21 protein-coding genes and 3 tRNA genes are annotated in these 25,863 nt (G+C 65.7%); 18 read left to right on the top strand and 6 right to left on the bottom strand.

Features of this window, described 5'->3' with window-relative positions; translation table 11 throughout:
• Positions 1–126 precede the first annotated feature (126 nt).
• The 11 genes from hfq to IM543_17220 all read left to right on the top strand — a co-directional run bounded on the left by hfq (position 127) and on the right by IM543_17220 (position 11,864).
• Positions 127–363: an RNA chaperone Hfq gene (gene hfq, locus IM543_17270; protein ID QOY93298.1), complete on the top strand. Its 237-nt coding sequence runs from the start codon at positions 127–129 to the stop codon at positions 361–363.
• 32 nt (positions 364–395) lie between these two features.
• On the top strand, positions 396–1,607 hold the full coding sequence (gene hflX, locus IM543_17265; protein ID QOY96732.1) for a GTPase HflX: 1,212 nt from the start codon (positions 396–398) through the stop codon (positions 1,605–1,607).
• 3 nt (positions 1,608–1,610) lie between these two features.
• Positions 1,611–2,894, top strand: a complete 1,284-nt coding sequence (hflK, locus tag IM543_17260; protein ID QOY93297.1) for an FtsH protease activity modulator HflK — start codon at positions 1,611–1,613, stop codon at positions 2,892–2,894.
• Positions 2,894–3,766 carry a protease modulator HflC gene (gene hflC, locus IM543_17255; protein QOY93296.1) on the top strand — a complete coding sequence of 291 codons (873 nt, stop codon included), beginning with the start codon at positions 2,894–2,896 and terminating at the stop codon, positions 3,764–3,766. The genes hflK and hflC overlap by 1 nt, the downstream gene beginning before the upstream one ends.
• A gap of 306 nt (positions 3,767–4,072) precedes the next feature.
• Positions 4,073–5,227, top strand: coding sequence for an ATP phosphoribosyltransferase regulatory subunit (locus tag IM543_17250; GenBank protein ID QOY93295.1), 1,155 nt, complete (start codon positions 4,073–4,075; stop codon positions 5,225–5,227).
• 3 nt (positions 5,228–5,230) lie between these two features.
• A complete protein-coding gene (locus tag IM543_17245; protein ID QOY93294.1) occupies positions 5,231–6,547 on the top strand; it encodes an adenylosuccinate synthase in 1,317 nt (438 codons plus the stop codon).
• A 28-nt stretch (positions 6,548–6,575) separates the two neighbouring features.
• A complete protein-coding gene (locus IM543_17240) occupies positions 6,576–7,115 on the top strand; it encodes a phosphoribosyltransferase (GenBank protein ID QOY93293.1) in 540 nt (179 codons plus the stop codon).
• 199 nt (positions 7,116–7,314) lie between these two features.
• Positions 7,315–7,911, top strand: coding sequence for a MarC family protein (locus tag IM543_17235; GenBank protein ID QOY93292.1), 597 nt, complete (start codon positions 7,315–7,317; stop codon positions 7,909–7,911).
• Positions 7,912–7,996: 85 nt separating this feature from the next.
• Entirely contained in the window at positions 7,997–10,012 is a 2,016-nt protein-coding gene (locus IM543_17230) for a PAS domain-containing protein (GenBank protein ID QOY93291.1), read from the top strand.
• A gap of 115 nt (positions 10,013–10,127) precedes the next feature.
• Positions 10,128–10,568: an FKBP-type peptidyl-prolyl cis-trans isomerase gene (locus tag IM543_17225; protein QOY93290.1), complete on the top strand. Its 441-nt coding sequence runs from the start codon at positions 10,128–10,130 to the stop codon at positions 10,566–10,568.
• A gap of 204 nt (positions 10,569–10,772) precedes the next feature.
• Positions 10,773–11,864, top strand: coding sequence for a trypsin-like serine protease (locus IM543_17220; protein ID QOY93289.1), 1,092 nt, complete (start codon positions 10,773–10,775; stop codon positions 11,862–11,864).
• A 150-nt stretch (positions 11,865–12,014) separates the two neighbouring features.
• Here IM543_17220 and uvrB read toward each other — a convergent pair whose 3' ends face one another.
• Entirely contained in the window at positions 12,015–14,072 is a 2,058-nt protein-coding gene (gene uvrB / locus IM543_17215; GenBank protein ID QOY96731.1) for an excinuclease ABC subunit UvrB, read from the bottom strand.
• 165 nt (positions 14,073–14,237) lie between these two features.
• Between uvrB and IM543_17210 the strand changes: the two genes are divergently transcribed.
• The 5 genes from IM543_17210 to IM543_17190 all read left to right on the top strand — a co-directional run bounded on the left by IM543_17210 (position 14,238) and on the right by IM543_17190 (position 17,763).
• On the top strand, positions 14,238–15,449 hold the full coding sequence (locus tag IM543_17210) for an aspartate/tyrosine/aromatic aminotransferase (GenBank protein QOY93288.1): 1,212 nt from the start codon (positions 14,238–14,240) through the stop codon (positions 15,447–15,449).
• Positions 15,450–15,564: 115 nt separating this feature from the next.
• A tRNA-Asn gene (locus IM543_17205) sits at positions 15,565–15,640 on the top strand.
• Positions 15,641–15,765: 125 nt separating this feature from the next.
• Positions 15,766–16,524: an alpha/beta hydrolase gene (locus IM543_17200; protein QOY93287.1), complete on the top strand. Its 759-nt coding sequence runs from the start codon at positions 15,766–15,768 to the stop codon at positions 16,522–16,524.
• A gap of 67 nt (positions 16,525–16,591) precedes the next feature.
• Positions 16,592–16,667, top strand: a tRNA-Asn gene (locus IM543_17195).
• Between the two features lie 127 nt (positions 16,668–16,794).
• Positions 16,795–17,763 (top strand): IS1595 family transposase, encoded by a 969-nt coding sequence (locus IM543_17190; GenBank protein QOY93286.1) that lies wholly within the window; start codon positions 16,795–16,797, stop codon positions 17,761–17,763.
• A 47-nt stretch (positions 17,764–17,810) separates the two neighbouring features.
• Here IM543_17190 and purT read toward each other — a convergent pair whose 3' ends face one another.
• Positions 17,811–19,019 (bottom strand): formate-dependent phosphoribosylglycinamide formyltransferase, encoded by a 1,209-nt coding sequence (purT, locus tag IM543_17185; GenBank protein QOY93285.1) that lies wholly within the window; start codon positions 19,017–19,019, stop codon positions 17,811–17,813.
• A gap of 148 nt (positions 19,020–19,167) precedes the next feature.
• On the opposite strand from purT, the gene IM543_17180 reads away from it, so the two are divergent.
• A tRNA-Asn gene (locus tag IM543_17180) sits at positions 19,168–19,243 on the top strand.
• Positions 19,244–19,297: 54 nt separating this feature from the next.
• Here IM543_17180 and IM543_17175 read toward each other — a convergent pair.
• Positions 19,298–20,806 (bottom strand): amidase, encoded by a 1,509-nt coding sequence (locus tag IM543_17175; GenBank protein QOY93284.1) that lies wholly within the window; start codon positions 20,804–20,806, stop codon positions 19,298–19,300.
• A 64-nt stretch (positions 20,807–20,870) separates the two neighbouring features.
• The gene (locus IM543_17170) at positions 20,871–21,128 is read right to left on the bottom strand and encodes a hypothetical protein (protein ID QOY96730.1); all 258 of its coding nucleotides are present in this window, start codon (positions 21,126–21,128) and stop codon (positions 20,871–20,873) included.
• Positions 21,129–21,358: 230 nt separating this feature from the next.
• Between IM543_17170 and IM543_17165 the strand changes: the two genes are divergently transcribed.
• Positions 21,359–23,017, top strand: a complete 1,659-nt coding sequence (locus tag IM543_17165; GenBank protein QOY93283.1) for a response regulator — start codon at positions 21,359–21,361, stop codon at positions 23,015–23,017.
• On the opposite strand, the gene IM543_17160 is transcribed toward IM543_17165, so the two are convergent.
• Both IM543_17160 and IM543_17155 read right to left on the bottom strand, forming a co-directional pair.
• Positions 22,999–23,454: a response regulator gene (locus IM543_17160; protein ID QOY93282.1), complete on the bottom strand. Its 456-nt coding sequence runs from the start codon at positions 23,452–23,454 to the stop codon at positions 22,999–23,001. The genes IM543_17165 and IM543_17160 overlap by 19 nt on opposite strands.
• An 8-nt stretch (positions 23,455–23,462) precedes the next feature.
• Entirely contained in the window at positions 23,463–25,715 is a 2,253-nt protein-coding gene (locus tag IM543_17155; GenBank protein QOY93281.1) for a GAF domain-containing protein, read from the bottom strand.
• Positions 25,716–25,863: the final 148 nt, after the last annotated feature.

Here is a 25,863-nt window from a genome sequence, read left to right as displayed (position 1 = left end):
ACAGGTTACAGTAGCTCAGGGCTTTCATTCGCCTCAGCGGAATGTGGCCCAAGCACTTGAAAAAAGGCAAATTGCCTCAAATTTGCATTTATACCCACTTAACTACAACAACATTACGGAGCTGTTATGAGCAACAAAGGGCAACTGTTACAAGACCCATTCCTGAACGCCTTGCGCAAGGAGCACGTCCCCGTCTCCATCTACCTGGTCAACGGCATCAAACTGCAAGGCCATATCGAATCCTTCGACCAGTACGTCGTCCTGCTTCGTAATACCGTGACCCAGATGGTCTACAAGCATGCCATTTCCACCGTCGTCCCGGCTCGCGCCGTCAACCTTAACCTCGACTCCGAAGCCGAGTAAGGCCGATGGCTGACGCCCCCGGCAACAACACCATGCGCGCAGCGCTGGTCGGCATCGATTTTGGCGCTGGCGATTTCACCGCCAGCCTGGAAGAGCTGTCCCTGCTTGCGCGCTCCGCCGGCGCCGAACCGATCACCACGATCACGGCCAAGCGCAGCAGTCCCGATCCCGCCCATTTCGTCGGCAGCGGCAAGGCCGACGAAATCAAGATGGCCTGCAAGGCCGAGGCGATCGACATCGTCATCTTCAACCACGCCCTGTCGCCTGCCCAGCAGCGCAACCTCGAGCGCCGTCTCGAAGTGCGCGTGGTCGACCGTACCAGCCTGATCCTCGACATCTTCGCCCAGCGCGCCCAGAGCCACGAGGGCAAGCTGCAGGTGGAACTGGCCCAGCTGCAGCACCTGGCCACGCGCCTGATCCGCGGCTGGACCCACCTCGAGCGCCAGAAGGGCGGTATCGGCCTGCGCGGTCCCGGCGAAACCCAGCTCGAGACCGACCGCCGCCTGATCGGCGAGCGCGTCAAGCAATTGCGCATCAAGCTCACCAAGCTGCGCAAGCAGCACGAGACCCAGCGCCGCCAGCGCGGTCGCAACCAGACCTTTTCGGTGTCGCTGGTCGGCTATACCAACGCCGGCAAGTCGACCTTGTTCAATACCCTCACCAAGGCCGGGGTGTATGTCGCGAACCAGCTGTTCGCCACACTCGACACCACCAGCCGCCGCCTCTACCTGGGCGACGAAGTGGGCAGCGTGGTGATTTCCGATACCGTCGGCTTCGTGCGCGAACTGCCGCACCAGCTGGTCGCCGCCTTCCGCGCCACGCTCGAGGAAACCATCCACGCCGACCTGCTGCTGCACGTGGTCGACGGCAATTCGCCGGTGCGCATGGAGCAGATCGAGCAGGTCAACGAGGTGCTGCGCGAGATCGGCGCCGATCATGTGCCCCAGATCCTGGTCTGGAACAAGATCGATGCGGCCGGGCTGGAGCCCGGGATCGAGCGTGATGAATATGATAAGATCAGCCGCGTTTTCATCAGCGCCCACAGCGGAGCCGGCCTGGACCTGCTGCGCGAAGCCATCGTCGAAGCGGCGACGGCGGCGCGCACGGACACGCAGTCCGGCGCGCAGCGCGATGTGCGCCTCGAAGAGAACAGGCAGGACGGGGAAGAACCGGCGGTGGGCGGCTCCCTGGTCAATCCTGCAGAGAACAATATGACAACCTCCACCCATCTCGGGCCACACTAGCCTATGCTCGTTTCTTTACTCAAGCGTTGCGGCATCAAACTGTCGCTCAACGACCCTCGCTGGGGCCACCGGCCCCAGGGGGACCCCAAGGCCCAGGAAGGCCGTCGGCCGGGCGAAGGCCCGCCCGACCTCGACCAGCTCTGGCGCGACTTCAATGCCCGCCTGAACCGCCTGTTCGGCGGCCGTAACAACGGCGGCGACGGCGGCAACGGCCCGTCCGGCCGGGGCGAATCGCGCGGCGCCAGCGTCACCGCAGGCGTGGTGGCGGTCATCGTCGGCCTGATCTGGCTGGCGAGCGGCGCCTTCATCGTGCAGGAAGGCCAGGTCGGTGTCGTCACCACCTTCGGTAAGCTCAGCCACAAGACCGGCCCCGGCTTCAACTGGCGCTGGCCGTACCCGATCCAGGCCCACGAAACCGTCAACGTCTCGCAGATCCGCACCGCCGAGATCGGCTATCGCGCGAACGTCCGCAACAAGCAGCCGCAAGAGGCGCTGATGCTGACCGACGACGAGAACATCATCGACATCCAGTTCGCGGTCCAGTACACGCTGAAAGATCCGGTTCAGTGGCTCTTCAACAACCGCGAGAACGACGAGACCGTGCGCCAGGTCGCCGAGACCGCGATCCGCGAGGTGGTCGGCAAGAGCAAGATGGACTTCGTCCTGTACGAAGGCCGCGAAAAGGTCGCGGCCGACGTGCACCAGATGATGCAGACGATTCTCGACCGCTACGCGCTGGGCGCGCTGGTCACCAACGTGACCATGCAGGGCGTGCAGCCGCCGGAGCAGGTCCAGGAAGCCTTCGACGACGCCGTCAAGGCCGGCCAGGATCGCGCCCGTGCCCGCAACGAAGGCGAGGCCTACGCCAACCAGGTCATCCCGCAGGCGCGCGGCCAGGCCTTCCGCCTGCAGCAGGACGCCGAAGCCTACCGCTCGATGGTGGTCGAGAACGCCCTCGGCAACGCGGCGCGCTTCGACCAGGTGGTGCAAGCCTATGCGAAGGCCCCGGCCGTCACGCGCGACCGCATGTACATCGACACCATGCAGCAGATCTTCTCCAACACCAGCAAGGTGATGGTCGATTCGCGCACGGGCAACCCGATGATCTACCTGCCGCTGGACAAGCTGATCGGCCAGGCCGCAGGCAGCGAAGCCGTCGGCAGCCGCTCCGGACCGGTGCAGGTGCCCCAGACGACGCCGCCGCAGGACGTCATGCAAGCCATGGATTCGGTGCGCCAGCGCGACAGCCGGAGCCGCGATTCCTCACGTGACCGGGAGAGCCGTTAATGAACCGCCTCGTAACTCTTTTTGTGGCGGGCTTCATTGCCCTGATGCTGCTGTCCTCGACCGTGTTCGTGGTGGACCAGCGCCGCTTCGCGATCGTGTTCGCGCTCGGCCAGGTGCGCGACGTGATCACCGAGCCGGGCCTGCACTTCAAGCTGCCGCCGCCGTTCCAGAACGTGCTCTACCTGGACAAGCGCATCCTCACGCTGGACACGCCCGACGCCGACCGTTTCATCACGGCCGAGAAGAAGAACATCCTGGTGGATGCCTTCATGAAATGGCGTATTACCGATCCGCGCCTGTACTACGTCAGCTTCAACGGCGACGAAGCCCGTGCGCGCGACCGCCTGTCGCAGATCATCAAGGCGGCCCTGAACGACGAGATCACCAAGCGCACCGTGCGCGAAGTGATCTCGGGCGAGCGCGGCGCCGTGATGGAAGCGGTGAAGCAGAAGGTGGTCGCCGAAGCCAAGGAGATCGGCGTGGGCGTGGTGGACGTGCGCCTCAAGCGCGTCGACTACATCGAGCAGATCAACAACTCGGTCTACGACCGCATGAAGGCCGAGCGCGTGCGCGTGGCCAACGAACTGCGCTCCACCGGCGCCGCCGAATCCGAGCAGATTCGCGCGGATGCCGACCGTCAGCGCACCGTGATCATCGCCGAAGCCTTCCGCGAGGCCGAGAAGATCAAGGGCGACGGCGACGCCAAGGCATCGGTGATCTATGCCGAGTCCTTCGGCAAGAACCCGGAGTTCGCCAAGTTCTACCGCTCGCTCGAAGCCTACCGCGCCACCTTCAAGAACCGCGGCGACGTGATGGTGGTGGATCCGAACTCGGAATTCTTCAAGTACTTCAAGCAGCCGGGCGGCAAGTAAAACCGGGCTTGCTTTTGTAGGGTGGGCGGCTTTGCCGCCCACGCGTTCAGACAGTGCATGAGCTGCTTGAACGTGTGGGCGGGAGACCCGCCCACGCTACGTTAACCCGGAAGTTTTTCGTCTATACAAGCGTTGCACAATGGCACTCTGACAAGCCCCTGCGCCTGTCAACCCAACATCCCCTGCCTACGCCTTATCATTTTCGGGTAAAATTGCCGATTCGGCGCTCGCACCGTGCGCCGGCGCGCCCGTGTCCATGCCGTGCGCCTTCGCCGCTCTTGAAAACAACCCGTTAGCTGTCTGCCCATGCCGAATTGGCTTCTGCCTGAAAATATCGCCGATGTCTTGCCGTCCGAAGCGCGCAAGATCGAGGATCTGCGCCGCAAGATGCTCGACACCTTCCGCCTGTACGGCTACGAACTGGTCATGCCGCCGCTGCTCGAATACGTCGACTCGCTGCTGGCCGGGGCGGGGCAGGACACCGAACTGCGTACCTTCAAGGTGGTCGACCAGCTGTCCGGCCGCCTGCTCGGGCTGCGCGCCGACATGACCACCCAGGTGGCGCGCATCGACGCCCACCTGCTCAACCGCGAATCGATCACCCGCCTGTGCTACGCCGGCAGCGTGCTGCATACCCGTCCATCGGGCCTGCACGCCACCCGCGAGCCGCTCCAGATCGGCGCCGAGATCTACGGTCACGCCGGCCTGGAAGCCGACGCCGAGATCCAGGAGCTGGCGCTCGGGGCGCTGGCCCTGGCCGGTTTTCTTGATGTACGCCTCGACCTGTGCCACGTGGGCATCCTGCGCGCGCTGCTGGCCGACGACCCGGCCGCGCGCCGCGACGAAGCCCACTTGACGAGCCTGCTGCGCGCCAAGGATGCGCCGGGCCTGGACGAGTTCACCCGACACTACGCACCGAGCACGCGCAGCGCGCTGCTGGCGCTGCCGCAGCTGTACGGCGACGTCGAGGTGCTGGCGCGCGCGAAGGAAGTCTTGCCGGCGCTGCCGGGCGTCACCCGCGCGCTGGCCGAACTGGCCGCGCTCGCCGCGGGCGCCCTTGGCCGCGCGGAAGTGGCGATCGACCTGGCCGACCTGCGCGGCTACCAGTACGAAAGCGGCGCCATGTTCGCGCTCTACGTGCCGGGCCTGCCGAACGCGGTGGCCAGGGGCGGGCGCTACGACCATGTGGGCGAGGCTTTCGGGCGCGCGCGTCCGGCCACCGGCTTCTCGCTCGACCTGCGCGAACTGGCGCGGCTGCTGCCGACGGCTTCGCGCAAGCACTCCATCTGCGCGCCCTGGGGCAATGCCCCGGAGCTGAAGGAAAAAATCGCTGACCTGCGCAAGGCAGGCGAAGTCGTGATCCAGTCCATGCCGGGTCACGACAATATTCAGGACGAGTTCGAGTGCGACCGCGTGCTCGTCCTCGAAAACGGAAATTGGATTCTCAAAAACTTAGGTTAAGTGATGTCAAATACTAACGTGGCAAAGAACGTCGTTGTCATCGGCACCCAGTGGGGCGATGAAGGCAAGGGTAAGATCGTCGACTGGCTGACCGACCATGCGGCCGGCGTCGTCCGTTTCCAGGGCGGCCATAATGCCGGTCACACCCTGGTGATCAAGGGCCAGAAGACCGCGCTGCAACTGATCCCGTCGGGCATCATGCGCGAAGGCGTGGCCTGCTACATCGGCAACGGTGTGGTGGTCTCGGTGCCGGACGTGATGCGCGAAATCGACAAGCTGCAGGCCGCCGGCATCGAAGTGGTGTCGCGCCTGAAGATCTCGGAAGCCTGCCCGGTCATCCTGCCTTACCACGTCGCCATCGACAAGGCGCGCGAAGCCAAGCGCGGCGAGAACAAGATCGGCACCACCGGCAAGGGCATCGGCCCGGCCTACGAAGACAAGGTCGCCCGCCGCGCGATCCGCATCGCCGACCTGTTGAATGAAGCTCGATTTGCCGAGAAGCTCAAGGAAAACCTCGAGTACCACAACCACGTGCTGGTCAACTACCTGGGCGCCGATCCGATCGACTTCCAGCAGACCTACGACGATGCCATGGCCCTGGTACCGCGCCTGCGTCCGATGGTGGGCGACGTGTCGTCGCAGCTGTACGCCGCGCACAAGGCCGGCGGCAGCCTGCTGTTCGAAGGCGCGCAAGGATCGCTCCTGGACGTCGACCACGGCACCTATCCGTTCGTGACCTCGTCGAACTGCGTGGCGGGCAACGCCGCCGCCGGCGCCGGCGTCGGTCCGGGCATGCTGCACTACATCCTCGGCATCACCAAGGCCTACACCACCCGCGTGGGTTCGGGCCCGTTCCCGGCCGAACTGCCGACCGAGGCAGGCGTGGGCGAGCACCTGTCGCGCGTGGGCCACGAGTTCGGCACCGTGACCGGCCGTGCGCGCCGCTGCGGCTGGTTCGACGCCGCCCTGCTGCGCCGCTCGGTGCAGATCAACGGCGTGTCGGGCATGTGCCTGACCAAGCTGGACGTGCTGGACGGCATCGAGTCCCTGAAACTGTGCACCGGCTACAAGATCGACGGCCGCGAGGTCGATATCTTCCCGGTCGGCGCCGAAGAAGCCGCGCTGTGCGAGCCGGTCTACGAAGAGATGCCGGGCTGGAGCGAAAGCACCGTCGGCGCCAAGTCGATGGAAGAACTGCCGGCCAACGCCCGCGCCTATATCCAGCGCATCGAAGAACTGGTGGGCGTGCCGATCGACATGGTGTCGACCGGCCCGGACCGCGAAGAAACCATCGTGCTGCGCCATCCGTTCGCAGCTTGAGCCTCCATTAGAAAAATAGGATCCTGAAATGAACACCCCTGCATCGACCGACAAGGACCTGTGGGTCTCCTGGGACGAGTACAACCGCCTGGTCGAGCGCCTCGCGCTGCAAGTGTACGAATCGAACTGGAAGTTCGACATGGTGCTGTGCCTGGCGCGCGGCGGCGTGCGTCCGGGTGACGTGATCTCGCGCATCTTCGATGTGCCGCTGGCGATCCTGTCGACCAGCTCCTACCGCGAAGAAGCCGGCACCAAGCAGGGCAACCTGGACATCGCCAAGTACATGACGATGACCAAGGGCCCGCTGGCCGGCCGCATCCTGCTGGTCGACGACCTGGCCGATTCGGGCGTGACCCTGCAGAAGGTGCGCGAGCACCTGACCCAGAACTACGCCGACGTCACCGAAGTGAAGTCGGCCGTCATCTGGGTAAAAGGTACGTCGAGCTTCACGCCCGACTACCACCTGGAAGACCTGCCGCACAACCCGTGGATCCACCAGCCCTTCGAAGACTACGACGGCCTGCGTCCGCACCAGCTGTCGGCGTGGTTGAAGAAGTTCGAGAAGTAATCCGCACGGCCGCAGGCAACACGGCGGCAAGCGAACGGGCAGGGGGGGCGCAAGCCTTCCTGCCCGTTTTGCATGGTCAGGCTGGTGGGCGCCGAGGCCGATACAAAACGATCATTGCTCTGCCGAACTACTTTGCGAACTACTCTGTTAAGATGCACGCTGGCCAAGCGCCGACATTCAATAACAGGATCGGAACACGATGACCCAAAGCTTCTTCCAGACCTTCATCCTCCTGATCCTCGTTACTGATCCATTCGGCAATGTCCCGCTGTTCGCCGCGGCCCTCAAGGACGTGCCGATCGAGCGCCGCCCCCGCATCGTGGTGCGCGAATGCGCCATCGCCTTCCTGCTGCTGCTGGTCTTCATGTTCTTCGGGCAGCACTTCCTCGAGGCGCTGCACCTGAGTCCGGTCGCGCTGCGGATCGGCGGCGCCGTGATCCTGTTGATGATCGCGATCCGCATGATCTTCCCGCATCCCGACGGCGTGCTCGGCCGCAGCGAGCACGGCGAGCCCTTCATCGTGCCGCTGGCGATTCCGGCGCTGGCCGGCCCCTCGGCCCTGGCCACGGTGCTGCTGTTCAGTGCCGGCAGCCTGACCGAGACCATGGTCCACGTGGCCGCGCTGGCGGCGGTCGGCGTGGTGTGGCTGGCGGTGTTCCTCAGCGCCGAGCGCCTGCAGCAGAAGCTCGGCCCGCAGGTGATGACCGCCTTCGAGCGCCTGATGGGCCTGATCCTGACGGCCATGTCGGTCGAGATGCTGCTGGGCGGCATCCGCGAATTCGTGAAGACGCTGTGATGGCAGCGGTGTGTGGCCAAACGGCATCGTTATGGCACAGCCTTGCTGATATGATGGGCTTGGCATTGAGCGTGGACATCGAGGCATGAAAACGGAATACCAGACCCCTTCGGAATGGCTACCCTTCCTGAGCGGAGGCGGGCAGATGGGGGCCATGATGCGGGCGCACGACTGGTCGAAATCGCCGCTCGGCCATCCGCGCAACTGGCCGCAGGCCCTGCGCACCACGGTCGGCCTCATGCTCAACTCGAAGTTCCCGATGTTCGTGGCCTGGGGCCCCGAGCTGGGCTTCCTGTACAACGATTCCTACATGTCCATCCTGGGCGAGAAGCACCCGGCGGCGCTGGGCAGCCGCTTCCACGACATCTGGCGCGAGATCTGGGATGACATCCATCCGCTGATCGTGCGCGCGCTCAAGGGCGAAGCCACCTATGTCGACCGGATGCAGCTGCGCATGAACCGCCATGGCTACGACGAGGATACCTGGTTCCGTTTCTCGTATTCGCCGGTGCGCGACGAGGACGGCGGCGTGGCCGGCATGTTCTGCGCCTGCGTCGAGACCACCGCCGAGGTGCTGGCCGAGCGCTACCGCGAGCACGAGAACCAGCGCCTGATGACCCTGTTCGGGCAGGCGCCCGGCATCCTCGCCGTGTTGCGCGGCCCGGACCATGTCTTCGAGATCACCAACGATTCCTACATGCAGCTGATCGGTCGGCGCGAGCTGATCGGCAAGCCGGCGCGCCAGGCGATTCCCGAGGTGGCCGACCAGGGCTTCTTCGAGCTGCTCGACCAGGTCTACCAGTCGGGCCAGGCCTTCGTGGGGCATGCGGTGCCGGTGCGCGTGCAGCGCGACATCAACGGACCGCTGGAAGAGCGCTTCGTCGACTTCGTGTACCAGCCGATCCGCGGCCCGAATGGCGAGGTCGAGGGCATCTTCGTGGAGGGCAGCGACGTCACGCTGCGCAAGCGCGTCGAGGACGACCTGCGCGCCGCCAATCGCCAGAAAGACCAGTTCCTGGCGATGCTGGCGCACGAGCTGCGCAACCCGCTGGCGCCGATCACGACCGCGGCCCAGCTGCTGCAGCGCGGCGCGCTCGACCCGCAGCGTGCGCGCCATGCCAGCGACATCATCGTGCGCCAGGCCGAGCACATGACCGACCTGGTGAACGACCTGCTGGACGTCTCGCGCGTGAAGCGCGGCCTGGCCGAGATCGAGAAGGAAGACCTGGACGTCGCGCTCATCGTGGGCGGCGCCGTCGAGCAGGTACGGCCCTTGCTGGACATGCGGCGGCACGAACTGGCGCTGGAACTGCCGCCCGAGGCGCTGCACGTGTCCGGCGACCGCACGCGCCTGGTGCAAGTGGTGTCGAATATCCTGAACAACGCGGCCAAGTACACGCCCTCCGGCGGCCGGATCGCCCTGCGCGTGACGCGCGAGGACGGCGAGGCGGTGATCGCCGTGCGCGACAACGGGCAGGGCATCGACCCGCAGGTGCTGCCGTATATCTTCGAACTGTTCACGCAGGCCGAGCGCACGCCCGACCGTTCGCAGGGTGGCCTGGGCATCGGCCTGGCCCTGGTGAAAAGCCTGGTCGCCCTGCATGGCGGCCGGGTGGCGGCGTTCAGCGAAGGCGCGAACCGGGGCAGCGAGTTCGTGATCCGGCTGCCGCTGCTGCAGTGCAGCCCGGCGGCAGGGACGCCGCCGCACGAGGCACGGGCCGCCGACGGGCCGGTGCGGGTGCTGCTGGTCGACGACAATGCCGACGCCGCCCAGATGCTGGCCACCCTGCTGGAAGCGCATGGCCATGCGGTGAGCGTCGAGTACGACGGCACCGGCGGGCTGGCGCGCGCCCTGCGCGAACGGCCCGAGGTGATGCTGCTCGATATCGGCCTGCCCGACATGGACGGCCACGAACTGGCGCGCCGCCTGCGCGCCTCGCCCGACACCGCCAATGCGCTGCTGATCGCGCTCACCGGCTATGGCCAGAGCGAGGACCGCGAACGCGCGCGCCAGGCCGGCTTCGACCATCACCTGGTCAAGCCCGCCGACCTGTCGGAACTGCTGCGCATCCTGGCGTCGGTACGCGCCGTGGCCGACTAGGGCGTCGTCGGCCTTGGCCGGAAGATGCTTGTTCGATTTCGTCTGCTGAGCAATACTGGTGCCTGAAAGTATTTTTTTGCACCCAGTCCGCTCACCTTCCTTGAGGAATGCACGCATGAAATCGACACTCGTACCGGCCCTCGGCCTCGCCTTCGCCATGTTGGCCGTCCCCGCTGCCGCGCAGAAGCCGCACAGCGCTCCCGCCGCCCGGCCGGCCATGGCGCTCCAGACAGTCGACACCGTCACCGGCAAGGGAAAAGTCGCCACTGCCGGGAGCACGGTCACCGTGCATTACACCGGCTGGCTGTACATGCCCTCGGCGCCGGACCGGCATGGGCGCCAGGTCGACAGCTCGGTCGGCGGCGAGCCGTTCAGCTTCCCGCTCGGCGCGGGCAAGGTCATCAAGGGCTGGGACCAGGGCGTGGCGGGCATGCGTACCGGCGGCAAGCGCACCTTGATCATTCCGGCAGCACTTGGCTACGGTGCGCGCGGAGCGGGGCCGATTCCGCCGGGCGCCAATCTCATCTTCGATGTGCAGCTGCTCGAGGTACGCTAGGCGCCCGCAGGGGGTGGGGCGGGACGGGCTGGGCTGTCGAAAAATTTTACATTCCGATAAGAAAATTCCCGCGCCACATCGCAAGTAATTGATTCAAATAAAATTTTCCTACTGGCACGAACCTTGCTGATGTAGCAGCATCGCGTAGGCGATGGAGTGAGAGAACATTCTGCTAAACAAGGATAAATAATGCAAAATCGGAAAATGTCTTTTAAGGAAGTGGTAGGCCGGGCAATCGCAGTCGGCGTCATGCTGGGCAGCGCATCGTTCGCACAGGCGACGCAGATTCCAGGCAGTGTCATCGTGCCACTGATCGTGGCCGGCGACCCGAACGGCGTGCCGCCCGACAGCCCTGACAATCGTATCGATCCGAATGTCTCCTCGTCGAAGTTCTCCGGCGTGGTCAGCCTTTACATTACTTATCCGGAAAACGGCGTTCAGCAAGGTTTCATCTGCTCCGGCGCACTGGTCGGCAAGCGCCAGGTCGTCTCGGCAGGCCACTGCGTCGACACCAATGGCAACGGTAAATATGTCGACCTGAAGGCCCCGGGCCAGAGCATCAGCGTCGTCTTCAACAGCGACGGCGACTACAACCGGATCATCCGCGCGTCCTCGTTCGCGGTGCACTCGGATTACCAGGGCTTCAACAACTGCCCGGACGGCAGCAGGGGTTGCGTCAACGACGACGTCGCCGTCGTCACCCTGTCGGCCGATGCGCCGGCTTCCGCCAAGATCTACAAGGTTGCGGTCAATCCGCTGACCAGTGGCCAGCGCATCATCATGGCAGGCTACGGCACCTCGGGCGACGGTATCGACGGTCACTACGTTTCGCCTGATTTCGCGATCAAGCGCAGCGGCGAGAACTACATCGACCTGCTCGAAGGCGACGACGAACAGGACTTCGGCGGCAAGGCCGAAGTGTACTACGCCGACTTCGATGGCGGCGGCAAGGACACCTGGTGCACCTACGCCGGCGTGTGCACGCCGAAACTGGCGAACGACGTCGAAGCCGGCATCGGCGGCGGCGACTCGGGCGGCCCGTCCTTCGTCGAGATGTACGGCGAACTGATGCTGGTGGCGAACAACACCTTCGGCGGCTACCTGGCCGGCGCACCGCAGGGCGCCTTCGGCTCCTACTTCGGCGGCATGATCATGAGCGGCTACACCGACTTCCTGCTGGAAGCCACCGGCGGCAACATCAGCCTGGTGCCGGAACCGGCCAGCGCAGCGCTGCTGGGCCTGGGCAGCCTGATGGCCCTGGGCGCGCGCCGCCGCCGCAAGCCGTCGAGCAAGTAATAACCGGATGAAAACGCGTCCTCGGGGCGCGTGCAATCCACCCGACCCCTGTCCGCAGCCGCGGCAGGGGTCTTTTACATGGGCGGCGAGCGCAAGCTGGAAAAACCGTTCCCCTTGCCCGGGAACGGTTCGGCCTGGCGGGCAGGAGGCTTACTTGCCCAACATCGACACCACATTGTCCGCCCCCGGCGCGCCGAAGGCCTGCTGCTTGAGCACATGCAGCTGGTCGCGCACCTGGGCCGCCTTTTCGAACTCGAGGTTCTTGGCGTGGTCGACCATGAGCTTCTCGAGGCGCTTGATTTCCTTGCTGATCTGCTTCTCGCTCATCGACTCGACCTTGGCCGTGGCTTCGTCCTCGATGATGCCGCCGGCCATGGCCTTCTGCGCGGCGTTGCTGTAGACGCCGTCGATCATGTCCTTGATCTTCTTGTTCACGCCCTTCGGCGTGATGCCGTTCGCCTCGTTGAAGGCGATCTGCTTGGCGCGGCGGCGTTCGGTTTCGTCGATCGCCTTCTTCATCGAATCGGTCATCTGGTCGGCGTAGAGGATCGCCACGCCGTTCAGGTTACGCGCCGCGCGGCCGATGGTCTGGATCAAGCTACGCTCCGAGCGCAGGAAGCCTTCCTTGTCGGCGTCCAGCACCGCCACCAGCGAGACCTCAGGCAAGTCGAGGCCCTCGCGCAGCAGGTTGATGCCGACCACCACGTCGAAGGTGCCCAGGCGCAGGTCGCGCAGGATCTCGACCCGCTCCACGGTCTCGATGTCGCTGTGCAGGTAGCGCACCTTGATGCCGTGGTCGCTCAGGTATTCGGTGAGCTGCTCGGCCATGCGCTTGGTGAGCGTGGTCACCAGCACGCGCTCGTCCTTGGCGATGCGGTCGGTGATCTCGCTCATCAGGTCCTCGACCTGCGAGCGCGCCGGCTTGACGATCACCAGCGGGTCGACCAGGCCGGTGGGGCGCACCACCTGCTCGACCACGTTGTCGGCCTTGCCCTTCTCGTAGTCGGCCGGCGTGGCCGAGACGAAGATCGTCTGGCGCATCTTGGACTCGAACTCCTGGAACTTGAGCGGCCGGTTGTCGAGCGCCGAGGGCAGGCGAAAGCCATAGTCGACCAGGTTGACCTTGCGCGAACGGTCGCCGTTGTACATGGCGTTGAGCTGCCCGACCATCACGTGCGACTCGTCCATGAACATCAGCGCGTCTTTCGGCAGGTAGTCGATGAGCGTCGGCGGGGGCTCGCCCGGCATCGAGCCGGACAGGTGGCGCGAGTAGTTCTCGATGCCCTTCGTAAAACCGATCTCGGCCAGCATCTCGAGGTCGAAGCGGGTGCGCTGCTCGAGGCGCTGTTCCTCGATCAGCTTGTTCTGCTGGCGGAATTCCTCGAGGCGGTCGCGCAGTTCGGCCTTGATCGATTCGACCGCCTTCAGGACGGTGCCGCGCGCCGTCACGTAGTGCGAGCCCGGATAGACCGTGAAGCGCGGGATCTTCTGGCGCACGCGCCCCGTGAGCGGATCGAACAGCTGCAGCGACTCGATCTCGTCGTCGAACATCTCGACGCGGATCGCGAGCTCGGCGTGCTCCGCCGGGAAGATGTCGATGGTGTCGCCGCGTACCCGGAACGAACCGCGCGAGAAATCCATCTCGTTGCGGGTGTACTGCATCTGGATCAGGCGCGCGATGATGTCGCGCTGCGCCACTTTGTCCTTGTGGCGCAGGGTCAGGATCATCTTGTGGTATTCGTTCGGGTTACCGATACCGTAGATCGCCGACACGGTGGCGACGATGACCACGTCGCGCCGCTCCATCAGCGACTTGGTGCACGACAGGCGCATCTGCTCGATGTGCTCGTTGATCGACGAGTCCTTTTCGATGAACAGGTCGCGCTGCGGCACATAGGCTTCCGGCTGGTAGTAATCATAGTACGACACGAAATACTCGACCGCGTTCTGCGGGAAGAATTCGCGGAACTCCGCATACAGCTGGGCCGCCAGGGTCTTGTTCGGCGCGAACACGATGGCCGGACGGCCGGCCTGCGCGATGACGTTTGCCATCGTGTAGGTTTTACCGGAACCGGTGACGCCGAGCAGGGTCTGGTACATCAGGCCGTCGTTGATGCCTTCGATCAGCCCGGCGATGGCGGTGGGCTGGTCGCCGGCGGGCGGGAAGGGCTGGTGCAGCTTGAAGGGCGATCCCGGGTAGGTGATCACGGTCGAATCCGGAGCATGTTCCGGGGCATTTGCGACGGATAAATCTGCCATGTTTTCAGACCTTTGCTAGAATGGGGATCCACTTGCGGCACTGCAGCATGACTATACAAGCAGTGTCGTTTAATCAACTGCTGCGAACCCACCGACGAAATCCAGTTTATCACGATGACTTCCACAGCCTCTTCCAGCCTCTTCGGCGCCATCGACATGGCCCCGCGCGACCCGATCCTGGGCATCACCGAAGCATTCAACGCCGATACCAATCCGGCCAAGATCAACCTGGGCGTCGGCGTCTATTATGACGACAATGGCAAGGTTCCTTTGCTGCAGTGCGTGCAAGAGGCGGAAGCGAAGCTGATGGAGCAGCCGTCGCCGCGCACCTACCTGCCGATCGAAGGGCTGGCGGCGTACGACAAGGCCGTGCAAGAGCTGGTATTTGGGGCCGACAGCGCCGTAATTCAAGAGAAGCGTGCGATCACCGTGCAGGCCCTGGGCGGCACCGGCGCGCTCAAGCTGGGCGCCGACTTCCTCAAGCGTTTCGCCCCCGGCTCCGAGGTCTACATCAGCGACCCGAGCTGGGAAAACCACCGCGCGCTGTTCGAGAGCGCCGGCTTCGCGGTCCACAACTACACGTATTACGACCCAGCCACCCACGGTGTGAATTTCGACGGCATGCTGGCCTCGCTGGCGTCCATGCCGCGCGGCGCGATCGTGGTGCTGCACGCCTGCTGCCACAACCCGACCGGCGCCGACCTGACCCAGGAGCAGTGGGGCCAGGTGATCGAGGCGGTGGTCGCGGGCGGCCTGGTGCCTTTCCTCGACATGGCCTACCAGGGCTTCGGCGAAGGCATCGCGGAAGATGGCGCCGTGGTGCGCCGCTTCGCCGCCACCGGCATCCCGATGCTGGTCTCGAACTCGTTCTCGAAGTCCTTCTCGCTGTACGGCGAGCGTGTCGGCGCGCTGTCGATCGTCGGCACCAGCGCCGACGAAACCGCGCGCGTGCTGTCGCAACTGAAGCGCGTCATCCGCACCAACTATTCGAACCCGCCGACCCATGGCGGCAAGGTGGTTGCCACGGTGCTGTCCACCCCGGAGCTGCGCCAGCTGTGGGAAGACGAACTGGCCGGCATGCGCGTGCGCATCAAGGAAATGCGCAACGCTTTCGTCGCCAAGCTGAAGGAACGGGCGCCGGGCCACGACTTCGAATTCGTGCGCGAGCAGGTCGGCATGTTCTCGTACTCGGGCCTGAGCAAGGAGCAGGTGGGCAAGCTGCGCGAACAGTCGATCTACGCGGTGGATACCGGCCGCATCTGCGTCGCCGCCCTGAACTCGACCAATCTCGATCGCGTCGTTGACGCCGTCGCGAAAGTTCTTTAAAATCTTGGCTCTTCGGCACTGAGTAGTTGCGGTTCCGAAGAGCGGCAAAAGTGGCTGCGCGGCACGACTCGAATTTGACAGTCTGTCACCGCAAACATATAATGCTGTCATCAATTCCCTGATAGCTCAGTCGGTAGAGCGACGGACTGTTAATCCGCAGGTCCCTGGTTCGAGTCCAGGTCGGGGAGCCAGAATTCTGAAAGGCCACATCGCAAGATGTGGCCTTTTTGTTTTCACGCAACAATTACTTTGGGTATTGCAGAATCTCATGCGCACGGGGTACGCTGGCGACACTCGTCTCTTCAGGAATTTATAAGTGAAGCATCTTCCATCGAGCAAGAGAATTGCGGTCGCGGGGCAGGTGCTGCGTTTTTCGATGTCAGGGCAGGGTAGCCCGACCATCGTCATGCTGGGCGGTTCCGGCGGTCCGATCGAAGGCTGGCATCGCTTGTTTCCCGAGATCGAGAAACTGGGCACGGTGGTCGCCTACGACCGGCCGGGCGTGGGCGCCAGCGGACGGCCGCGCGAGCCCCAGATGGGGACCACCGCCATCCTGCAACTGCGCGCACTGCTGCGCGAGATCGGCGCCAGGCCGCCTTTCCTGCTGGTGGCGCATGCCTTCGGCGGGCTGCACGCCAACCTGTTCGCGCGCGTCTATCCCGAAGAGACCTGTGGGGTGCTGTTCCTCGAGGCGACCGCGCCCGCCGATGTCCTCAACATCAGGCGCTATCGCTCGGGCCTGCAGCGCGCCGTCACCGGCCTGCTCGACCGCGTCTCGCCGCCGGATCCGAACGACGAGATCAGCAACGAAGCGGAGACGGTGGAGGAGATCGCCGAGGCGCCGCCGTTCCCGGCCATTCCGCTCACCGTGGTCTCGGGCGGCAAGCGCTTGCCGCGCTGGATCGTCTCGGGCGAAGCGCAGCGCGAACGCGAACGTAACCAGCAGGCGCTGGCGCACCTGTCGCCGCTGGGCGAGCGCGTGATCGCGAAGCGCAGTGCGCATTTTCCGCAGATGTCCGAGCCGCAAGTGGTGCTGGATGCCCTGGCGGCGCTGGTCCGTCGGTTGCCGACGTAGAAAGATTGCCTGCCGATAGCGCGGGGCTTCGCGAAATCGAAAAGCGCTGCTATAATACGGCCTCTAATCCCTGATAGCTCAGTCGGTAGAGCGACGGACTGTTAATCCGCAGGTCCCTGGTTCGAGTCCAGGTCGGGGAGCCAGAATTCGAAGGGCCGCATGCAAATGCGGCCCTTTTTGTTTGGCTCTGTCAGCGTTAACTATGGATGAGGCGTGAACTGCTGAGCATCTCCCTGGTCGAACACCTGTCTCCATCGACAGGAAGCGGCCATGAAAACACCCAGCTTCAAAAAATGGTTCGCACGACTCCCCGCGCTGAACGGGGCGCAGCGCCAACAAACACTGGCGGCATTGCATCCGGCCGCGGGGCTGGACCGGATCGTCGCCCTCATCGAGCAGATCCGCGCACCCCAACGCGCTTGCCCGCGCTGCGCCTGCCCGCGCTGCTACCGGCACGGCCATGCCAATGGCTTGCAGCGCTACCGCTGCAGGGAATGCGGCCGCAGCTTCAACGACTTGAGCGGCACGCCTTTCGCTCGGCTGCGGCTGCGCGAAAAGTGGCTCGACTACCTGGGCGCATTGATCGCGGCCAAATCGGTGCGGCGTGCCGCCCTTGACGTGGGCGTGCACCGCAACACCGCGTTTCGCTGGCGCCACCGCTTCGTCGACCGGGTCAAGCACGACCAACCACAGCAACTGAGCGGCATCGTCGAGGCCGATGAAATGTTCATCCTGGAATCGCAAAAGGGCGCGCGCAAGCTGGACCGGGCGCCGAGAAGGCGCGGCGGCGCGGCGCGCAAACGCGGCATCTCGAGCGAGCTCGACTGCATCCTGGTGGCACGCGACCGCGCCAGGCAGACCATCGTCGCGCTGGTCGGGCGCGGGGCCTTGAAGACGGTGCACCTGGAACGCCACCTGCTGCCCAGGCTCGACCGGCAAGCACTCCTGGTCAGCGACGCCAATGCCGCCTACCGGGCGTTCTCACGCAAACATGGGATCGCCCACCAGGCGGTCAACCTGCGCGCCGGCGTGCGGGTGCGCCGTGACGCTGGCAACGCCCTCCACGTCCAGAACGTCAACGCCTTCCATCAGCGTCTGCGCGACTGGCTAGCCCGCTTTCGCGGCGTGGCATCGCGCTACCTGCCGAATTACCTGGGCTGGCACCGGGCGCTCGACGGAACACAGTTAATTACTGCGGAACAGTTCTTACGCATCGCAATCGGGATCATCAATAGATAAAGGTAACAGCGCCTTTTGTTTTGCCGGGCCGCCCCTGTGGCGGGTGTTCAGCGCACCACAGGCCTGACCCGCGCGGCCGCTTCCAGCGCCCGCTGGCGCGCGGTCTCGACATCGTCCGCCGTCGCCAGCGCCACGCCCATGCGGCGGCGCGCGAAGGACTCGGGCTTGCCGAACAGGCGCAGGTCGGCGCCCGGCACGCGCAGCGCATCGGCCACGCCCTCGAAAGCGATTCCCGCTGCCTCGTGCTGCCCGTAGATGACCGCGGACGCCCCCGGCGCGCGCAGCGACGCGTCGGTCGGCAAGCCGAGGATGGCCCGCGCATGCAGTTCGAACTCGCTCTGCACCTGGCTGGCCATGGTCACCATGCCGGTATCGTGCGGACGCGGACTCACCTCCGAGAACCACACGGTGTCGTCCTTGACGAACAGCTCGACGCCGAACACGCCGCAGCCGCCCAGGTCGGCCGTGACTTTCGCAGCGATCTCGCGCGCCCGCGCGAGCGCGCCCGGGTGCATCGGCTGCGGCTGCCACGATTCCACGTAGTCGCCCTGCACCTGTCGGTGGCCGATCGGTTCGCAGAAGCTGGTCTCCACCCGGCCGCCGGCGCCCACCGAGCGCACCGTGAGCAGGGTGATTTCGTAGTCGAAGTCGATGAAGCCTTCCGCGATCACGCGGCCGGCGTCGACGCGGCCGCCGCTGGCCGCATGGTCCCAGGCGCCGGCCACGTCCGCCGCGCGGTCGAGCTTCGACTGGCCCTTGCCGGACGAGGACATGACCGGCTTGACCACGCACGGAAAACCGACTTCGCTGCAGGCCTGTTCCAGTTCGGCCAGGCTGCTGGCGAAGCGGTAGGGCGAGGTCGGCAGGCCGAGTTCCTCGGCGGCCAGGCGGCGGATGCCCTCGCGGTTCATGGTCAGCAGCGCGGCGCGCGCGGTCGGGATGCAGGTGATGCGGCCGGCTTCCTCGAGCGCGGCCAGGGTTTCGGTGGCGATGGCTTCGATCTCCGGCACCACCAGGTCGGGCTTTTCCAGCGCGATCAGGGCGGACAGGGCAACCCCGTCGGTCATGTCGATCACGTGCGCGCGGTGGGCGACCTGATGGCCGGGCGCGTTGGGGTAGCGGTCGACGGCGATGGTTTCCACGCCCAGGCGCTGCAGGGCGATGATCACTTCCTTGCCGAGTTCGCCGGCGCCGAGCAGCATGACCTTGGTGGCGGAAGGGGACAGCGGGGTGCCGAGGGGGCGTGGGTTCGTCATGGGGAATGATTGGTGGATAAATAAAGTCGGGACTATAGCAAAGCGCTATGTCGCTTGCCGTCCCTGAGCGCGCAAAGCACTACGCAATGCGCTGCTTGCGCGAAGCACTGGTCAAATCCGGAATGGGCCGCTATAATGCGGCCTCTTTTCCCTGATAGCTCAGTCGGTAGAGCGACGGACTGTTAATCCGCAGGTCCCTGGTTCGAGTCCAGGTCGGGGAGCCAGAATACGAAGGGCCGCATGCGAATGCGGCCCTTTTTGTTTTGGACGGTGGATGATCAGGCAGGGGCGGCTTGCGTGGTCATCGCCGGCAAGCGATCGAACCATGGCTGCGCCCCCTCCAGCTGCTGCGCCAGCTGCAATAACCGGTCTTCGCGCCCGAATGGCGCCACGAACTGCACCCCCAGCGGCAGCCCGTCGCTCGTCCAGTGCAGCGGCACCGACATCGAGGGCGTGCCCGTCAGGTTGGACAGCTGCGTGAAGGGCACGTAGCGCAGGTTGTCCTGCGCGATCTTCTCCACCGTGCTGTCGAGTAGCCCGAGGCGCGCCAGCAGGCCGAGCATGCCGGTGCGCTGCAGGAAGTCCAGCAGGGTCTGCTGGGCCGCCGGCAGATCGCCGGCGCCGTGCCGGACCGGCGGATGCGCCAGTGTCGGCGTCAACAGCAGGTCGTAGCGCGCGTGGAAGCGCCCCAGCGCCCGCGCAAACGTATTCCATTGCGCCAGCTGGGTGGTGAGCGCCGGCGCGCTGGTCGCGCTGCCCAGCGTCACCAGCAGGCGCGTCATCAGCTCGGGTTCGCCGCCGCCGGCGCCAAGCGCCTTCATGCGCGCCACCAGCGACGGCACCTGGCCCAGGTACATGTGCAGGTAACTGGTGGCCAGCGCGGCGCCGTCGACCTCGGGCGCCGCTTCTTCCACCTCGTGCCCCAGCCCGCGCAGCAGCTGCGCGGCGTGGCGCACCGCCGCCACCGCTTCCGGATGCACCTCGGTGCCGATCGGCGAGGCCGCCGTGAAGCCGATGCGCAGCCGGCCGGGATCGCGCCGCATCAGTTCCGCATACGGTGCGGCAGGCGGGGCGATGATGAACGGGTCGCCCGGCTCGGCGCCCTGCAGGACGTCGAGCGCCAGCGCGGAGTCGCGCACGCTGCGCGACAGCACGCCTTCGCTCGATGCGCCGAACCAGACTTCCCCCACATCGGGGCCGGCGGATACCCGTCCGCGCGAGGGACGCAGCCCGAACAGGCCGCAGCACGCGGCCGGGATGCGGATCGAGCCGCCGCCGTCGTTCCCGGCGGCCATCGGCACGATGCCGCTGGCAACCGCCGCCGCCGCGCCGCCGCTCGAGCCACCCGGCGTGTGCGCCAGGTGCCAAGGGTTGCTGGTGCGGCCGAACAGGACCGGATCGGTCACGCCCTTGAGGGCGAATTCGGGCAAATTGGTCTTGCCGAAGACGACCAGGCCGGCCTCGAGGTAGCGCCGCACCACGGCGGCATGCCGGGCCGGCACATAGGCCCGCGTGGCGCGGCTGGCGTTGGTGGTCGGCAGGCCGGCGTAGTCTTGCAGGGTATCCTTGAGCAGGAAGGGCACGCCGGCGAAGGGGCCGCGGAGCGGTCCCTGCAGCTGGCGGCGGGCTTCGTCTTCCATCAGCCGCACGACCGCGTTGACGCGGCCATGCACCTGCGCCTGGCGCGCCAGCGCGATCTCGAGCAGTTCGGTTGGCGTCGCCTCGCCGCGGGCGACGAGGGCGGCGAGGGAGGTGGCGTCGTGGCGCAGGTAGTCGTGGAATTCCATGGGCAAGCCTGTGGTTGGGTTGCCTGGAATGAAATCCGCTGGCCGTGTTCTTGTCAAGGGCAGTCTAGCGGTACTTCTTCTTGTTCGAGGTATAGGTGCGCGTATGGAAGTCGGGCGGCTTCTTCGCCACCCAGTCGATGAAGCTGCGGATGTCCTCGTGCCCGCGCAGCGCTTCCCAGGTGTGATAGCTCTGCAGCAGTTCGCGCTCGGTGAGGGCCGAGTGGATCTTGCGGTGACAGATCTTGTGGATCGGGAACTGCTCCTTGCCCTTGAAGGTCTTGGGGATCAGGTGGTGGCGGTCGACGTTGACCGTCCCGAGCACGCGGCCGCACAGCGGACAGCGGGCGTCGGGAGCGGGAGTGGCATCGATCGGTTCGGGCCGGCGCTTTGGCATGATGCGCAGATGGCGCCGCTACCCCGAACTTGCAAGATGCCCGGCGTCAATACGTGCGCACGGCAGGACGTGTCCGCTTATGTGTGCCAACTAGCTTATGTAGTAGAATCAATGCTTACCTTTTTGCAAGATCGTGTCTTTTCAGTGAGCCCGCCGCAATGATTGACGATCGCCCTGAATGCTCCGTTCTCCTCATCGACGATGAGCCGTTTGCGCAGGACATCATTGCGCACGGCCTGCAGGGGTGCGTCGGCCATACCCTGTGCTACGAATCGAGCCCCGCACGGGCCGTGGAAGTCGCGCGCGAGGTGCGCGCCACCGTGGTGCTGGTGGACCTGCGCATGCCCGACCTGGACGGCTTCGAGGTTACCGCGCGCCTGCGCGCGCATCCCGATACCGAGGACGTGCCGGTCATCGTCCTGTCTTCCGAAGACGACCCCGAGATCAAGGCGCGCGCCTTCGCCGTGGGCGCCAACGACTACCTGGTGAAGTGGCCCGATGCGCGCGAGCTGGTGGCGCGGGTGCGCTACCACAGCGGCGCCTGCATCGCGCGGCGCCAGCGCGACGCCGCCTTTGCCTCGCTGCGCGTCAGCCAGGAACAGCTCGCCGCCAGCCAGTCGGCGCTGCACCAGGCGCAAAAAATGGAAGCGATCGGCCAGCTCACCGGCGGCGTGGCCCACGACTTCAACAACGTCCTGCAGATCATCGGCGGCAACCTGCAGCTGCTCAAGCTGGTCGGCAACCTGAACGACAGCGCCAAGGGGCGTGTCGAGATGGCCCTGGGCGGCGTCGAACGCGGCGCCAAGCTGGCCGCGCACCTGCTGGCCTTCGCACGGCGCCAGCCGCTGCAGTCGGTGGTGGTCGATCCCGGCCACCTGCTGCGCGACATGGACGACATGATGCGCCGCGTGCTGGGCCCCAGCGCGCGGGTCGTCACCGAGATCGCGCCTGGCCTGGGCAGCACCATGGTCGACCCGAACCAGCTGAACAACGTGCTGCTGAACCTGGCCATCAACGCGCGCGACGCCATGGCCGGCAACGGCACGCTCACCATCCGCGCCGGCAATGCCGGCCCGGATGACGCGCTGCCGGACGAAGTCCCGCAGGGGAAATACATCATGATCGAGGTGCACGACACCGGCAAGGGCATGCCGAAGGACGTCCTGCTGCGCGCTTTCGAGCCCTTCTTCACCACCAAGCCGACCGGGCAGGGCACCGGCCTCGGTCTGTCGATGGCCTATGGCTTCGTGAAGCAGTCCGGCGGCGAGATCGTGCTGCGCAGCGAACCCGGGCAGGGCACCAGCGTGCGCATCTACCTGCCGCGCAGCGACGCCGCCCCCAGCGTGGTCGAGTCGGTATCCAGCGCGCCGCTGGCCGGCGGCCTCGAGACGATCCTGGTGGTCGAGGACGAGCTCGAGGTGCGCAGCTCGACCTGCGGCATCCTGTCGGCGCTCGGCTACGAGGTGCTGGAAGCGGCCGATGCGCAGGCCGCCCTGGAGATCATCGACGGCGGCCGCCACATCGACCTGGTGTTCACCGACGTGATCATGCCGGGCCCGGTGAGCAGCCTGCAGCTGGGCGAGATCGTGCGCAGCCGCTTTCCCGCTGTGCAGGTGTTGTACACCTCCGGCTATGCGGAAGGCGTGCTGTCGCACGAGGGCAAGCTGGACGCTTCAGTACACCTGCTGCCGAAGCCCTACCACCCGGACGCGCTCAGCGCCCGCATCCGTCACCTGCTGCGCCGCGCGAAGCAAGGACGGCAGGCGGGCGGCTCGGCGCAAGCGCGCGGGCCGCAGAGTTACTTGGGCTTGACGTAGCGGCGCGAGCCCGGCGGCGGTTCGTTCAGGACCGCCCAGAAGATGCCCAGGTCGGCGATGGCGCGCAAGAATTCCGTGAAATCCACCGGCTTGACCACGTAGGCGTTCACGCCCAGTTCGTAGCTGCGTACCACGTCCTGCTCTTCCTTGGACGAGGTCAGCATCACCACGGGAATGCTCTTGAGCGTATCCGTATCGCGGATTTCCTTCAGTACTTCGAGTCCATCGACTTTCGGCAGCTTGAGATCAAGCAGGATGACGGCCGGGTTGCCGACGGCGCGCTCGGCGAACTCCCCGCGCCGGTGCGCGTAATCGAGCGCCTCGGCGCCGTCGCGCACGACGACTACCTCGTTGGCCAGCTGGCTCTTGGCCAGCGCGATGAGGGTCAGTTCGAGGTCGTTCGGATTGTCTTCGACGAGAAGGATGGGCTTGAGCATCGTTTGCCTCAATTAATGGGGTGTTTCGGAATACTGAATGAGAAGGTCGCGCCGCTTGCCTGGCTCGATGTGGCCCAGACGCGGCCGTTGTGACGCTCGACGATGCGACGCACGTTGGCCAGGCCGATGCCGGTGCCCTGGAAGTCCTCCATCCGGTGCAGGCGCTGGAACACGCCGAACAGCTTGTGCACGTAGTCCATGTTGAAGCCCGCGCCGTTGTCGGCCACGTGGAACACCGTGAACTCGGGCTCGTCCTCGGAGGTAATGGTGATGACCGCCGGATCGCGCCCGCTGGTGAACTTCACGGCGTTCGACAGCAGGTTCTGCATGGCCAGGTGAAGGAAGGTCGGATCGGCCCAGACCGAGGGAAGGGGCTCGATGTGCCAGTCGACGTTGCGGCCCTGCATTTCCATGCCGAGCTTGTCGATGCAGGCCGCCACCAGGTCGTTCATGTCGACCGTGGTCGGGCGCAGGGCCGCGCGGCCCATCTGCGAGAACGACAGCAGGTCGTCGACCAGCTTGCCTGCCAGGCGCGCCGACTCCTTGATGTTCTTCAGGAAACGCTGGCGCCGCTCGAGGTCCTCTCCGCCGGCCGACTCGATCAGCAGGTCGGAGAATCCCACGATGTGGCGCAGCGGCGCACGCAGGTCGTGCGAGACCGAATACGAGAAGGCTTCCAGCTCCTTGTTGGCGCGGCCCAGTTCCTCGGCCAGTTCGGCCATCTGCTCGGCGCGCTCGAGCGCGATGCCCAGCAGGGCGCTGCGGAACTCGATCGCCAGCTCGATCTCGGCCGCATGCCAGGGCAGGCTGCGGCCGTGGATCGTTTCGCGCCAGGCCTGGAAGCTCAGGCGCGGGCTGAGCTGGGTCGGATCGGAAGGCGCGGCCTGCTTGCCGCGCGGGTTGCCGGCCCACTCGATGGTCTGCACCACCTCCGGGCGGAACCACAGCAGGTAATGCTGGTGGATGCGCGAGATCGGCAGGGCCAGCATGCCGCTGGCATTGCGCACCATGTCGGCGCCCGCCGGGTAGACGTCCTTCAGGTGATCGGTATGGAACACCTCGGTATGGCCGCGCAGCGACAGCCAGTCGGCCAGGGCGCGGATCTGCGGCTCGTCCGGCGTGTCGCCGTAGGTCAGCACGCGGTCGTCGACCACGATCGCGACCCCGCCGGCGCGCCCGAAGCGCAGCAGTTCGGGGAACACGCCGCTCATGTTTTCCAGGAAGTCGGCGCCCTTGGTCAGGTGGCCCAGCATCTCCACCATGATCCGGCGCACGTCGAGGCGGAACTGCAGCTCCTGGGCGTCCTCGCGCGACTCGATGACCAGCGCCAGGATCTGGCCCAGCTGCTCGCAGGCGGTGCGCTTCTCGACCGGAACCGGGCGCGGCGCGGCGTTGTGACAGGAGATCAGGCCCCACAGCTTGCCCTTGACGATCAGCGAGACCGACATCGAGGCCAGCGTGCCCATGTTGCGCATGTATTGCAGGTGCACCGGCGAGACGCTGCGCAAGGCGGCGAAGGACAGGTCGTTGCGCTGGCCGGTCGCCGGGTTCAGCGCCGGCACCAGCGGCGCCGGCTCGTAGTCGGCGTCCTGGATCACGCGAATCGGCGACAGCGTGTACAGCGCGCGCGCCTGGGCCGGGACGTCGCTGGCCGGGAAGTGCTGCCCCAGGTAGGACTCGTAGCCGTCTTCCTTCGACTCGGCCAGCACGCGGCCATGGCCGTCGCTGTCGAACTGGTAGACCAGTACCCGGCCGTAGCCGCTGACTTCGCGCACGCGGCGCGCGGCCAGTTCGGACATCTCGGGAATCGAGGCCGGCTGGTTCACCTTGACCAGGAAGTCGCCGATCAGCGGATACAGGTTGCGGAAATCGGCGACGCGGCGCCGGTCCACCGCTTCGAATTCCAGGATCAGCAGGCCGTCCCAGACGTGGACCAGGACGTCGAAGTGGGCGCCGTTGTCGACCGTGACCGTGCCGATGTAGGCCGGTCGCGACACCGCCGGACTGGCCTCGAGCTCGGCCGCGATGCGTGCGGCCGCGGTCTCGCCCACCACCCGCGCCAGCGGAAGGCCGAGGACGTCCTCGGCCGGGATACCGGTCCAGCGCGCCAGGTTGGCGCTGGCCTGCTGCACGGTCGGGCCCGGCTCAGCTTCCAGCGACAGCGTCAGCATGAAGCCATGCGGCTGGATGCTGCCCGGGGTGCGGATCGGTTCGTCCGCGCAGCGGCTGAGGTCGAGGGAGTCGGTGGGTGCCTGGGTCATGTGAAAACTGAAGGCCTGCTGAGGATACAATTCGATATTGTAACGTCAAATCCGGCAGATTGAACGCGCTTAGCGCAATTTCAATATTGCATTTGTATATACAGGTCAAAACCGAGTCACGCGAACGAACGGTATTGCTGAGTAGCGT

This window comes from Massilia sp. UMI-21 (assembly GCA_015277795.1).
Lineage (GTDB): Bacteria > Pseudomonadota > Gammaproteobacteria > Burkholderiales > Burkholderiaceae_D > Telluria.
Note: the sequence above shows the minus strand (reverse complement) of the source record. Positions and strands in the feature narration are given on the sequence as shown.